This window comes from Paludisphaera mucosa (genome assembly GCF_029589435.1).
Lineage (GTDB): Bacteria > Planctomycetota > Planctomycetia > Isosphaerales > Isosphaeraceae > Paludisphaera > Paludisphaera mucosa.
In genome coordinates this window covers 4968341-4980393 of sequence record NZ_JARRAG010000002.1, presented here as the reverse complement: position 1 = coordinate 4980393, position 12053 = coordinate 4968341, and the positions used below count along the sequence as shown (strand labels likewise).

Sequence of the window (12053 nt, the reverse complement as noted above, 5' to 3'; positions counted from 1 at the left end):
TCGGAGTTCGGGGGGAATGACGACGATGAGGGGCGCGGGCCCTCGCGAAGCGCCGCGACCCTCATCCGGCCCTTCGGGGCGGCTCAGTGCAGGATCTGGTAGTACCGACCGAGGCCCGGCGAGGCGCCGGACATGGCCGACCACGTCCAGCGGTCGTAGGCGTGGCCGTACGCCTGGCCCTGGTACGTGAAGGTGTCGGACGGGCCGTACGGGACGTACGTCCGCGCGGGGTTGGGGAAGTCGATGTAATAGCTGTAAGGGTGGATCGGCCCCGACTGCGACGTCGACGGACCCCCGAGGTAGATCGGGCTCGGCGAGCCGATGATCGTCCCCTCGATCGCCCCGCCCATGGGCGAGCCCACGATCACGCCGTCGCCGATCACGGGGCTGGGCGTGCCGATGATCGTACCGTCGGCGATGGGCCCGGCGATCGGGTAGGGGGACGGCTGGCCGACGATCTCCTGAGCCGAGGCCTGCGCCGAGAGGCCGACAAGGCCCACGATCCCCAGCGCGATCCACGATGTCCTCAACATGGGTGCTTCCCTCTTCTGGTGCTCAAATCTCGAAGCAGACGACTCCGCTTGCCCATATAGTATAGGTCGCGCAAATTTCGCAAATAAACCAGGTTCCCCGGATTCCTCGGCCGGGCGCAAAGAAAACGGCGGACCTCCCCAGGGGGTGGCCCGCCGTTCGGTCCTCTTCCTTCCGGCTCGTTCTCGGGCGAGATCATCCGCCCGCTCAGTTAGGTCAGGGCTTGGGGGCGGCCTTGGCGGGGGGGCGGCCCCCCTTCTTGGTCAGGGCGAACTGCTCGTACGCCTTGGCCTGGCTCTCGGACTCCGCCTTGTTGATGGGCGACGCCTGTTCGCCGTCGCCGCCGCCGTCGCAGCCGGGGAGGGCGAACAGGGCCAGCGCGCCCGTGAGCGCGAGGATCGATGCGGAGAGGGAGACGATTCGGAACGCTCGCATGCACAACCTCGATTCGGTTCTCGCCGGACTGGGGACGGATCTCGCGTCGGCCGGCCCGCCTCAGGATCAGGATCAGTAGCTGTCCGAGCCTACGACCTCGCCGCTGTCGCGGGTGCCCAGCGACCACCAGGTCGGCCGGGCGACCGAGTCCTTGACGAACCGGACCGAGCCGTCGGCGAAGAGGACGTTCACGCCCCCCGAGTGGTTGCTCTGGGCCCCGACCGACCAGGACTGGTCGAGCCCGCAGTCGTCGCAGCCGAACTGGCACGAGCCGAACTTGAACTGGCTGTCGTTGGGGGCCTGGATCGTCTGGAAGAGCGAGTACGCCCGCGCCCCGAAGCCCCAGAGCTGGCCCTTGTTGGTGGCGATCTTCTGGTTGTTCTTGAACGCATCGGCGCAGTTCTGGAGGCCCTTGAGGATCAGGTCGGGACGGGTCGCGGCGTTGTACATCACGATCCCGGGGTCGGCGACGCCCCGCGTGCTGTTGCCGCGGTACTGGTTGCCGACGTTCTCCTTGCCGGTCAGCGACTCGGAATAGGCGACCGCGTTGGCCGTGCCGTCGGTGATGTCGGCGATCCCGTACGTCATGAAGTAGGTGAAGACGCCGGTGCTGCCGGTCGGCTTGCAGTTGGGGTTGATGTTCCCCCAGCAGTCGTTGGTCATGAAGTCGGTCGTCGTGCCCACCGAGGCGTAATAGTTGTTGATGTTCGGCCGACCGGCGTTGGCGTCCGACGGGCAGAGGAAGGCGTTGAGCCGGGTGTTGGCGACCGTGCTGTTGATGTAGTAGCACGGGTCGCCGTAGGGGTTGATCCCCCACGCGAAGTTGGCCGCGCTGTAGAGGGCCGACTGCTCCAGGTAGGGGAGCAAGAGCGCGTTGGCGCCCCACGAAGCCCAGATCAGGTCGCTGTCCCCCGCCCAGTTCTTGGCGTTCTTCGACGCCCCCTGGGGGAAGCTGTTGGTGGTGCTGTGGTAGTTGTGCATGCCCAGGCCGATCTGCTTCAGGTTGTTGACGCACTGCGACCGCCGGGCGGCCTCGCGCGCCGCCTGCACGGCGGGGAGCAAGAGGGCTATCAGAACCGCGATGATCGCGATGACGACGAGCAGCTCGATGAGCGTGAATCCGCTCATGCGTCGGGGGCGCATGGCATAATCTCCATGACGATTCCGCACGATTGCGGAGATGGGATCGGGGCACGACGGGACGCGGACGGACGTGGACCGCAGGTTCCGGCATACCCCGCCCGCGCGCCGGTCGTCAAGCATGTTGATCTTTGATTGTCATGGATATACGACGACGTTATTAGGACTCTCGCCGCAGCGATCCGCCTCCGCGGGCCCCCTGGCGGATCACGAGGCGGAGCGTGCGAGCCACTCGTCGAAACGCGTCGCACCGAGGATGGGGCCGTCGCCGGGAGTGAGGCTCCGGTCGTCCAGCTCGGCGCCGAAGTAGCGGGCGTGCGCGTCCGTGGCCACCTCCCGGGGGTCGCGCCTCGCCTCCAGGTAGCGTCGGATCAGGTCGTCGAGCGGGATCGGCTCGGGGCCCGCCAGCTCGACGACGCCGTTCCGCGGCGCCGCGACGGCGACCTCGGCGAGCGCGGCGGCGACGTCGTCCGAGGCGATGGGCTGGACGTGGGCGTGCGGCAGGCGGATCGTCCCGCCGTCGTCGGCCGATTGGGCGATCCCCCCCGCGAACTCGAAGAACTGGGTCGCGCGAAGGATCGTATAGGGGATCGCGGAGGCCCTGATCAGGTCCTCCTGCGCCACCTTCGCGCGGAGGTATCCGCTGGCTGGGAGGCGGTCGGCGCCGACGACCGACAGCGCGACGTGGTGGCCCACCCCGGCGACGGCCTCCGCGGCGAGCAGGTTCCGCCCCGTCGTCTCGAAGAACTCCAGGACGGCCCGGTCCTCGAACGACGGCGAGTTCGCCACGTCGACGACGACCGCGGCGCCCGCGAGCGCCCCGGCCAGCCCCTCGCCGGTGCGGGCGTCGACGCCCGAGGAGGGGGACGCCGCCACGACCTCGTGGCCTCCCTGCCGCAGGATCTTCACGAGCTTCGATCCGATGAGTCCGCTGCCGCCGATGACCACGATCTTCAAGTTTCACCTCCCAGTAGTTCGAAATTCCGACCTCGACGACCGGCCCCTCCGGCACCGCCCGCCACTCACTTCTTCGGTTCCGGGACGGCGATCGGCCCGGAGTCCCTCGGCTGCAAGACCACGGCGAGGACGCGGGTCTTCCCCTTCGCGGCCGGGTTTCGGGATACGCGGTGCAGGCACCCGGTCGGCTCGTAGAACGTCTCGCCGACCTTGAGCACCCTGGCCGGCTGGTCGTCGACGGCCCACTCATACTCGCCCTCCAAGACGTACCCGAACCCGGGGCCGGGGTGGCGATGGGGGGCGCCCTCCTCGCCCGGCCCGATCGTCACCTCGACGAACGTCGCCTTCGCCGCCTTGCCGTCCAGCTTCTCGGCGATCTCCCCCTCGAAGACGACGGCCACCTTCTCGCCCTCGTCGTGAGCCGCGGCCATGCCGACGACCCCGACGCCGATGCCCACCACGAGAGCCAATGCCGTCCGGACCATGACTGTTCCTCCAACAGGTGCGCTTCAAGCGTTGTACGCGGGCGATCTCCCGCCGTTCCACCTGCCAAGGACGCACGGTCGGGGTGGTTTTGTGACGATCCGCGGCGATTTCCGGGAGTCCGGCTTGCGGGCGCTCGCCCCTCGGTCCGCCCCGGCGGGTTCCCCGAAGCCGCCGGAAGCCTTAGAATCGCGGGGGCCGGGGCGTCCGCGGCCGCCAGGGAGACGACCGGAACGAGAGCGAGGTTGGTATGTCCTGGAAGATCCGGCGGCCTTCGCCGTCGACCCTGTTACTCTGGTGCTTCATGACGACGCTCACCGCCTCGGAGGCCCTCGGGGCCGAACCGATCCGCTATTTCCTGCGGTTCCCCGCGCCCCAGACGCATTACGTGGAGGTCGAGGCCCGCATCCCGGCCGCCGGCAAGGCCGAGGTCGAGCTGATGATGCCGGTCTGGACGCCGGGCTCGTACCTGGTCCGCGAGTACGCCAAGGGGGTCGAGAACCTCGTCGCCCGCAAGGCCGACGGCTCGGCCCTGGAGGCCGTCAAGAGCCGCAAGAACCGCTGGAAGGTCGCGACCGGCGGGGCCGACGAGGTGGTCCTGAGCTATCGCGTCTACGGCCGGACGATGGCCGTGCAGGCGAACTGGATCGACTCCGCCTTCGCGATGCTCCAGGGGGCGGCGACCTTCCTGACCCTCGCCGACGGCGTCGCCCGCCCCCACGAGGTCGTCGTCGACCCGGCGCAGGGCTGGAAGCAGAGCGTCACGAGCCTCCGCGCCGCGCCCGGGGGCAAGCCGCACCACTACGTCGCCGCCGACTACGACGACCTGGTCGACAGCCCCCTCTACGCCGGCAGCCCGGCGATCTACGAGTTCACCGTCGACGGCGTCCCCCACGTCCTCTTGAACGAGGGCGAGGGGGGCCTGTGGGACGGCCCGCGGTCGGCCCGCGACGTCGAGGCGATCGTCCGCGCCGAGAAGGCCTTCTGGGGCTCGCTCCCCTACGAGCGCTACGTCTTCTTCAACATCCTGGGCGAGGCCGGCGGCGGCCTGGAGCACAAGAACTCGACGGTCTTGATGGGCAGCCGCTGGGCCACCCGCACGCGGGCCAGCTACCTCGCCTGGCTGAACCTCGTCGCCCACGAGTTCTTCCACACCTGGAACGTCAAGCGGCTGCGGCCCCGGGAGCTGGGCCCGTTCGACTACGAGAACGAGGTCCACACGCCGAGCCTCTGGGTCGCCGAGGGGATCACCAGCTATTACGACCGTCTCATCGTCCGCCGGGCCGGCCTGTGCAGCCTCGCCGAGTACCTCGCGGGCGACCCGCCCTCGGCCGGCGAGGACCGGACGATCAACGATATCGAGCGGCTCCAGACCACGCCGGGGCGGCTGGTGCAGCCGCTGGAGGAGTCGTCGTACGACGCCTGGATCAAGTTCTACCGCCGCGACGAGAACACCCCGAACACCCAGGTCAGCTACTACGTCAAGGGCGCCGTCGTCGCCTTCCTGCTCGACGCCCGGATCCGGAAGGCCACCGACGGCGCCAAGAGCCTCGACGACGTGATGCGCCTGGCCTATTCGCGCTACTCGGGCGACCGGGGCTTCACCGCCGAGGAATTCCAGAAGACGGCCGCCGAGGTCGCCGGCGCGGACCTCGGCGACTTCTTCCGGCGGGCGCTGCGGACCACCGACGAGCTCGACTACGCCGAGGCCTGCGGCTGGTACGGCCTCCGCTTCGGCCGGGACAAGCCCGACAAGAAGGCCGAAGCCGACAAGGACAAGCCGGCCAAGGCCTGGCTGGGCCTGACGACCAAGGTCGAGGACGGCCGCCTGATGGTGAGCCAGGTGAAGCGCGAGACCCCCGGGTTCGACGCCGGGTTCAACGTCGGCGACGAGATCCTGGGCGTCGGCGAGGACCGCATCCCGCCCGGCCAGTGGTCGAAGCGGCTGGAGGCCTTCCGCCCCGGCGACAAGGTCTCCGTCCTCATCGCCCGCCGCGACCGCTTCCAGCGCCTGGAAATCGCCTTCGGCCTGGAGCCCCCGCGCGACTGGACGCTCGAGGTCCTCCCCGACGCGAGCGACGCCCAGAAGGCCCACCGCAAGGCCTGGCTCGGCGAGTGAGCCGTCGCCGCCGCCTTCACGGGTCGTTGCGGAGCACCGCGAGCGCGGGCTCCGCGACGACCTGGTACGCGGCCTGGACCGTCCGCGTCGCCTTCTTCCTGTCCGTGATCGTCAGCTCGACCGGATAGTCGACGACGTGGTCGACCGTCGTCGGGTCGTCCCCGGGCTTGTAGCCGTCGAGCCTCGCGCCGGCCGCCTGGTCGGGGTCGACGAACCGGATCGGCGGCGACGCCGAGGCCAGCCCCTTCACCTTCCCCGCCCTCCAGGCGTCGAGCGCCGTCACCAGATGCCTCCGCGCCTCGTCGACCGGCGGCGCCTTCGCCGTCGTCCCCGGGCCCCCGCAGCCCGCCGCGGCCGTCGACGCGATGATCATCAGCACGTTCGCAGTCCGACGCATGAACGAACCCTTCTCCTGTCGAACGCGGACGTCGGTCAGTACGCGTCCGCCGAGACCACCTCGCCGCCGGCGACGCTGCCCAGGGCGCGCCAGGTCCAGCCGTTGATGGAGTCCTTGACGAAGCGGACGGAACCGTCGGCCATCAGGGCGTTAACGCCGCCGGCGTGGTAGCTGCGGGCGGTCACGGCGGCGAACGACGGCCGGCCGAGCTTCTCGCGGCTGCAGTTGACGTCGACGTCGGCGTAGATCCTGTTGGGCCCGCCCGGGGTCTTCTTGTTGGGCGGCCAGGCGGTGGTGAATCCGTTGTGGTGGACGCCCGACTCGAACCACTGCGTCCGCCCCTCCTCGACCCGCAGGGCGCAGCCGCCGAGGTATTCGGGCACGACCGCGTACGGGTCGGCGTCCGGGCCCGGCACGTTGTTCGGGTCGTTGACGATGCTGAAGGTCGGGCAGTCGCGGTAGTACGTCAGGTAGGCTTTCCCCTCGGACATGAACAGGGTGTTGCTCGTGCCGTCGGTGAACTCCGCGAGGCTCCGGCTCTGGTTCACTCCGAAGGCGGTCCGGTTCCGGGTCGCGCCGCCGAAGCCGCCCCAGACGAACCAGTCGCCGCCGCAATAGGCGTAGTTGGCGATGCCGTACGGGGCCCCGGTCGTCGTCGCCCGCGTCGACGGCTTGATCTCGCTCGGGCAGATCAGGAACGGGGTCACGACGGCGGTCGCCGTGGTGTTCATCGGCGTCTGCATGTCGACGGCGAAGTTGCAGGCGTCGAACAGGTTCGACCGCTCCGCGAACGACAGCACCCGCGCGTGCGCGCCCCACGAGTTCGTCCAGGTTACGGTCGTCCCGGTCCCGGAGATCGACAGCGTCATCGGCAGCGCCCCGACGGCCGACACGTAGTTGTGCAGCGCCAGCCCCATCTGCTTGAGGTTGTTCGTGCACTGGATCCGCCGGGCCGCCTCGCGCGCCGCCTGCACGGCCGGCAGCAGCAGGGCGATCAGCACGGCGATGATCGCGATGACGACGAGAAGCTCGATGAGCGTGAAACCGCGGGGGCGTCTCATGGACGGGCCTCGAAAGGTGAGGGCGTGGCTGCGACCTCGGTCCCCTCGACGCAATCGCCGCGCCCCCGCGGACCAATCGCCCAACGACTTGCGGTTTCACGAATTATGGAATCATTTGCATTATTTAATGCATTGTCGGCGGCGGGGTTTTGTCCGCGCGCGGCGGAAAATCAGCCGCCGGCCGGCTCGCGGGGGGACAGCTCCGGGAGCTGTTCGGCGGGCGTGGCCAGCATCTCCTGGGTCCGCTTGGCGAGGAGCAGGAAGTTGAAGGCGATGATCGCGGACATGAAGACGATCAGGCCCGACCGCACGGGGTCGGCGACGTAGAGCGCGACGGCGACCAGGCCGATCGCCTGCACGCCGAAGATCATGGCCTGGACGAGCCAGAAGACGGGCCAGTTGACGACGGCCTTGCCGCCGCGACGGCCGACGAGCGTGATCCCGCGTCTGGACATGAGTCGGCGTCTCCGAGATCGGGCGGGTCGGTGGGTTCAGGGGGTCGCGACGACGGTCGCGGTCAGGTCGTCGAAGGAGGAGCGGGCGTCGGACTTCGACCACAGGCCGATGCGGCCGGCGTCGGGGAAGGTGGAATCCTCGGCGACGAGGAGCTTGACGCCGTCGAGCCAGCCGGTGATCTCGCGGCCCGTCATGACGATCCGCAGGGTGTGCCAGTTCTTGTCGCCGGGGGCGTCGGCGTGGTCGAGCTGGGTCCGCCGCCCCGACTCGACCTTGTACACCCGGAGGTTGTCCTCCATGGGATTGTAGCGGGCGACGTAGTAATTGTCCCGGTCTTTCGCCCGCCAGACGATCCCGCCCCCCTGGTCGATCGCCCCGGCGTCGGCCCGCACGCGCACCGAGAGGTCGACGTCCCGATAGCTCGTCCCGTCGACGAGGGCGACGTTGAACGTCGGCTTCGGGCTCTCGGCCCGCTGGGCCAGGACGTGCGAGCCGCCGGCCTCGGCGACCTCCCAACGGCCGACCTCGGCGCGGATTCCCCTCGCCGCCGCGCCGACGGCGTCGCGCTCGAAATCCCAACGCTCGGGCGCCGCCGAGGCCGCCAGGGCCGCGACCGCCGCCAGTCCCGCCGCGGCCCGCCGTCGCAGGCCGGTTCCGATTCGATCGCCCATCGTCCACCTTCCTCGGCCGTCGCGTTTGGACATGTGTCGTTTCCGCACTCTATCCGGACGACCGTCGCGAGTCGAGAAGCTTGGGGCCTGCCGCTCCGTCCGGCGTCTCGTCGTCCGGTCTCGCCTGCATGATCCGGGAGCCGCTCGCGTTACAATATCGCCGACCGCCCCCGCGGGGGCGGTCGGCCAAGCCCGGCCGAGCCGCAGGGGGTCGCAAGCGAGCGGCAGGTCGTGGCCGCGCCTTGCGAAGCCGAGCGGCTCGCGAAACTCAGGAGACATGCGATGAGCGTCGTGCATCGACTCGGGCGTCCCCTGTCCGCCCTGATCGCGTGGGCCTTGGCGGCGACGTCGGCCGCCGCGGCCGAGCCCCCGGCCGCGCGGCTCGCGCACGTCCCCCTCGCCCGCGTGAAGATCGACGACGCCTTCTGGGCCCCGAAGCTCAAGACCTGGCGGACGGTGACGGTCGCCGACGGCTTCGACAAGTTCGAGAAGGACGGCGCCCTCCGGAACTTCGACCACGTCGCCCGCGGCGAGCTGGACGCCCCCCACGGCGGGCCGCCGTGGTACGACGGGCTGATCTACGAGATGATCCGGGGCGCGGCCGACCTGATGGCGCAGGAGCCCGCCCCCGACCTGGAGGCGAAGATCGACGGCTACATCGACCGGATCGCCGCGGCCGCGGCGCGCGACCCCGACGGATACATCAACACGTACACGCAGATGCGCGAGCCCTCGCACCGCTGGGGCCAGGACGGCGGCGACGACCGCCAGCAGCACGACCTGTATAACATCGGCTGCCTCGTGGAGGCCGGCGTCCACTACGAACGCGCCACGGGCAAGACGAAGCTGCTCGCCACGGCCGTGCGGGCGGCGAACGGCATGATCGCGCTGATGGGACCTCCGCCGCGGAAGAACATCATCCCCGGCCACGCGCTGGGCGAGGAGTCGTTCGTCCGCCTGTACGAGCTGTTCCGGGACCGCCCCGGGCTCAAGAAGGACCTGGGCGTCCCGGTCGACGAGAAGGGCTATCTCGACCTCGCCCGCTTCTGGATCGACGCCCGCGGCCATCACGAGGGCCGGCGAGACTTCGCCGAGTACGGCCAGGACCATCTCCCGGTGCTGCAGCAGGCGACGATCGAAGGTCACGCCGTGCGGGCCGTGCTTCTCGCCTCGGGCGTCGCCGCGTTCGGCGTCGCGGCCGATCAGCCTCCTTACATCCAGGCGGCCGACCGCCTCTGGAGCAACATGGTCACCCGCCGCCTGTACATCACCGGCGGCGTCGGAGCGATCGCCAAGGACGAGAAGTTCGGCGGCGACTTCGTGCTGCCGAACGACGGCTACCTGGAGACCTGCGCCGCGGTCGGGTGCGCCTTTCTCGACGACAATCTATTCCTCGCCACGGGCGACGCCCCGAAGGTCGACGAGCTGGAACGCTCGCTCTACAACGGAGCCCTCGCCGGCGTCTCGCTGCACGGGGACGCCTACTTCTACGAGAACCCCCTGGAGGCCGGCCGGGATCGCGCCCGGTGGTCCTGGCACGGCTGCCCATGCTGCCCGCCGATGTTCCTGAAGCTCATGGGGGCGCTACCCGGCGCCATCTACGCCCAGGACGGCGAAGGGGTCTACGTCAACCTCTTCATCGGTTCGCTCGCCCGGATCGACCTCGGCGGCGAGCCGGGGACGCGGCTCGGCCTCGTCCAGACGACGAACTACCCGTGGGAGGGGGACGTCCGGCTGGCCGTCGATCCCGAGCGGCCGGCGACGTTCGACGTCCGCATCCGCGTCCCCGCCTGGTGTCGCGGCGGCGCGATGAACGGCGGCCTCTACACCACGCCGGCGGCCGGGCCGGACGCCTTCCGCGTCGCCGTCAACGGCCGACCCGTCGCCGCGCCGCCGATCGTCCGCGGCTACGCGGTCATCCATCGCGAGTGGCGCGCGGGCGACGCGATCGACGTCCACATGGACATGCCGACGCGTCGCGTCGCCGCCGACCCGCGCGTCGAGAGCGATCGCGGCCGGGTCGCCCTCATGCGCGGGCCGATCGTCTACTGCCTGGAGTCCCCCGACAACCAGGGCCGGGTCCGGGACCTGTTCCTCCCGGAGGGCAAGCCCATCGCCGCCGAACGGCGTCCCGACCTGCTCGGCGGCGTGACGATCCTCCGCGCCGGGGCCGGCCGCCTGCCGGTCGACGGCGGAGCGCCCGTCGACGTCGAGGCGGTCGCCGTCCCCTACCACGCGAACGCGAATCGCGGCCCCGCCGAGATGATCGTCTGGGCGCCGACCGCCCCGTCCGGTGCGCAGCCCGCGACGATCGCGTCGCTCGCCACCCCGACGGCCTCGCACTGCTTCGTCGGCGACACGGTGGACGCGATGAACGACGGCGTCGCGCCGAAGGGCTCGTCGGACGAGAAGCGGAAGCGGTTCACCTGGTGGGACCGCAGGGGGACGGACGAGTGGGCCCAGTACGACTTCGGCCGGCCGCGGGCCGTCGGCTCCGCGAGCGTCTACTGGTGGGACGACCACCGGCTCGGCCGCCACTGCGCCCCGCCGGCGAGTTGGCGGATGGTCTTCCGCAAGCCCGACGGCTCCTGGGAGCCCGTCCGGGTTCGCGGCGAATACGGCACGAAGCTGGACGCGCCCAACACGGTCGAGTTCGAGCCCGTCGAGACGACGGCGCTCCGCATCGAGGCGAAGCTCCAGCCGGGCCTGTCGGCCGGGATCCTCCAGTGGCAGGTGTCCCCGGCCCCGACCGAGCGATGACCCTCGCCCCGGCGAACGGCCCCCGGGCTAGAAGTCGGCGTCGAGGACGATCCGATAGCGCGCCTTGCCCGCTTGCAGCCGCTCGAGCGCCTCGTTGATCCGGCTCATCGGGAAGTGCTCGGTGGTCGGGGCGACGCCGTGCCGGGCCGCGAACTCGAGCATCGTCGCGATCGCGACCGGCGGGCCGGTGGGGGACGCCGACACGCTCGCCTGCTTGAACAGGATCGGGAACACCGCCACGGGGATCGGCTCCAGCACCGCGCCCACGACGTGCATCCGGCCCTTCGGGGCGAGGGTCGACAGCATGGCGTCCCAGTCGAGCGGGACGTTCGTGGTGACGAGCAGCAGGTCCAGGCTCCGGCCCAGCTTGCGGACCTCCTCGGAATCGCGGGTCGCGACGACGTGGTGGGCCCCGAAGCCGCGGGCCTCCTCGAACTTGCCCGGGTTGGAGGTGAACGCGGTCACGTCGCAGCCGTAAGCCGCCGCGAACTTCAGCGCCATGTGCCCGAGACCGCCGATCCCCACCACCCCGACCCGGCTCGTCGGTAGGGCGTACAGGGCCAGCGGGTTGAAGACGGTGATCCCGCCGCAGAGGAGCGGCCCGGCCTCGCCGGCCGGCAGCCCTTCGGGGATCGGGATCGTCCAGGCCCAGTGCGAACGGACGCGGCTGGCGAACCCGCCCCGGCGGCCGACGATCGTCGCCTGGACCTCGGCGCAGAGGTGCTGGTCGCCCGAGAGGCACGGGCGGCAGTGCATGCAGCTCCCGGCGTTCCAGCCGACGCCCACGCGCTGGCCGACCTGGATCCCCTTGGCGGCCCGCCCGACATCGACCACCCGGCCGACCGCCTCGTGGCCCAGTACGGCGGGGTACTGGGTGACCCCCCAGTCGTCGGCCCACACCGAAAGGTCGGAATGGCACAGGCCGCAGGACTCGACCTGGATCTCGACGTCCTCGTCCCCGAGCGGGCCGAGGTCGACCTGCTGACGGGTCAGCGCCTGCCTGGCCGCCGGGGCGACCCACGCGTCGATCACGGACATCCGCA

Annotated in this window: 12 protein-coding genes; 2 read left to right on the top strand and 10 right to left on the bottom strand. The window is 70.5% G+C overall.

Going from position 1 to position 12053, the window contains the following annotated elements:
• Window positions 1-83 precede the first annotated feature (83 nt).
• From PZE19_RS29230 to PZE19_RS29210, 5 genes are all read right to left on the bottom strand, one after another.
• Complete coding sequence (locus PZE19_RS29230; RefSeq protein WP_277864138.1) at window positions 84-533, bottom strand: hypothetical protein; 450 nt, start codon at window positions 531-533, stop codon at window positions 84-86.
• A gap of 214 nt (window positions 534-747) precedes the next feature.
• Window positions 748-966 carry a hypothetical protein gene (locus PZE19_RS29225; RefSeq protein WP_277864137.1) on the bottom strand — a complete coding sequence of 73 codons (219 nt, stop codon included), beginning with the start codon at window positions 964-966 and terminating at the stop codon, window positions 748-750.
• A gap of 72 nt (window positions 967-1038) precedes the next feature.
• On the bottom strand, window positions 1039-2109 hold the full coding sequence (locus tag PZE19_RS29220) for a DUF1559 domain-containing protein (protein ID WP_277864136.1): 1071 nt from the start codon (window positions 2107-2109) through the stop codon (window positions 1039-1041).
• A 204-nt stretch (window positions 2110-2313) separates the two neighbouring features.
• The gene (locus PZE19_RS29215) at window positions 2314-3063 is read right to left on the bottom strand and encodes an SDR family oxidoreductase (protein ID WP_303652649.1); all 750 of its coding nucleotides are present in this window, start codon (window positions 3061-3063) and stop codon (window positions 2314-2316) included.
• A 65-nt stretch (window positions 3064-3128) separates the two neighbouring features.
• Window positions 3129-3548: a cupin domain-containing protein gene (locus tag PZE19_RS29210; protein WP_277864135.1), complete on the bottom strand. Its 420-nt coding sequence runs from the start codon at window positions 3546-3548 to the stop codon at window positions 3129-3131.
• 248 nt (window positions 3549-3796) lie between these two features.
• On the opposite strand from PZE19_RS29210, the gene PZE19_RS29205 reads away from it, so the two are divergent.
• Window positions 3797-5665 (top strand): M61 family metallopeptidase, encoded by a 1869-nt coding sequence (locus tag PZE19_RS29205; protein WP_277864134.1) that lies wholly within the window; start codon window positions 3797-3799, stop codon window positions 5663-5665.
• A gap of 16 nt (window positions 5666-5681) precedes the next feature.
• Here PZE19_RS29205 and PZE19_RS29200 read toward each other — a convergent pair whose 3' ends face one another.
• From PZE19_RS29200 to PZE19_RS29185, 4 genes are all read right to left on the bottom strand, one after another.
• A complete protein-coding gene (locus PZE19_RS29200) occupies window positions 5682-6062 on the bottom strand; it encodes a hypothetical protein (protein WP_277864133.1) in 381 nt (126 codons plus the stop codon).
• Window positions 6063-6097: 35 nt separating this feature from the next.
• On the bottom strand, window positions 6098-7123 hold the full coding sequence (locus PZE19_RS29195) for a DUF1559 family PulG-like putative transporter (protein ID WP_277864132.1): 1026 nt from the start codon (window positions 7121-7123) through the stop codon (window positions 6098-6100).
• Window positions 7124-7293: 170 nt separating this feature from the next.
• Window positions 7294-7578 (bottom strand): hypothetical protein, encoded by a 285-nt coding sequence (locus tag PZE19_RS29190; RefSeq protein WP_277864131.1) that lies wholly within the window; start codon window positions 7576-7578, stop codon window positions 7294-7296.
• Window positions 7579-7614: 36 nt separating this feature from the next.
• The gene (locus PZE19_RS29185) at window positions 7615-8250 is read right to left on the bottom strand and encodes a 3-keto-alpha-glucoside-1,2-lyase-like domain-containing protein (RefSeq protein ID WP_277864130.1); all 636 of its coding nucleotides are present in this window, start codon (window positions 8248-8250) and stop codon (window positions 7615-7617) included.
• A 282-nt stretch (window positions 8251-8532) separates the two neighbouring features.
• Between PZE19_RS29185 and PZE19_RS29180 the strand changes: the two genes are divergently transcribed.
• Window positions 8533-11010: a glycoside hydrolase family 127 protein gene (locus tag PZE19_RS29180; protein WP_277864129.1), complete on the top strand. Its 2478-nt coding sequence runs from the start codon at window positions 8533-8535 to the stop codon at window positions 11008-11010.
• 27 nt (window positions 11011-11037) lie between these two features.
• Here the strand turns inward: PZE19_RS29180 and ahr are convergent, their stop codons facing one another.
• Complete coding sequence (gene ahr, locus PZE19_RS29175) at window positions 11038-12048, bottom strand: NADPH-dependent aldehyde reductase Ahr (protein WP_277864128.1); 1011 nt, start codon at window positions 12046-12048, stop codon at window positions 11038-11040.
• Window positions 12049-12053 lie beyond the last annotated feature (5 nt).

Excerpts from the sequence above, each read along its gene's own strand:
- PZE19_RS29230 (WP_277864138.1), bottom strand. The coding sequence starts at position 533 with ATGTTGAGGACATCGTGGATCGCGCTGGGGATCGTGGGCCTTGTCGGC.
- PZE19_RS29225 (WP_277864137.1), bottom strand. The coding sequence starts at position 966 with ATGCGAGCGTTCCGAATCGTCTCCCTCTCCGCATCGATCCTCGCGCTC.
- PZE19_RS29220 (WP_277864136.1), bottom strand. The coding sequence starts at position 2,109 with ATGCGCCCCCGACGCATGAGCGGATTCACGCTCATCGAGCTGCTCGTC.
- PZE19_RS29210 (WP_277864135.1), bottom strand. The coding sequence starts at position 3,548 with ATGGTCCGGACGGCATTGGCTCTCGTGGTGGGCATCGGCGTCGGGGTC.
- PZE19_RS29205 (WP_277864134.1), top strand. The coding sequence starts at position 3,797 with ATGTCCTGGAAGATCCGGCGGCCTTCGCCGTCGACCCTGTTACTCTGG.
- PZE19_RS29200 (WP_277864133.1), bottom strand. The coding sequence starts at position 6,062 with ATGCGTCGGACTGCGAACGTGCTGATGATCATCGCGTCGACGGCCGCG.
- PZE19_RS29195 (WP_277864132.1), bottom strand. The coding sequence starts at position 7,123 with ATGAGACGCCCCCGCGGTTTCACGCTCATCGAGCTTCTCGTCGTCATC.
- PZE19_RS29190 (WP_277864131.1), bottom strand. The coding sequence starts at position 7,578 with ATGTCCAGACGCGGGATCACGCTCGTCGGCCGTCGCGGCGGCAAGGCC.
- PZE19_RS29185 (WP_277864130.1), bottom strand. The coding sequence starts at position 8,250 with ATGGGCGATCGAATCGGAACCGGCCTGCGACGGCGGGCCGCGGCGGGA.
- PZE19_RS29180 (WP_277864129.1), top strand. The coding sequence starts at position 8,533 with ATGAGCGTCGTGCATCGACTCGGGCGTCCCCTGTCCGCCCTGATCGCG.
- ahr (WP_277864128.1), bottom strand. The coding sequence starts at position 12,048 with ATGTCCGTGATCGACGCGTGGGTCGCCCCGGCGGCCAGGCAGGCGCTG.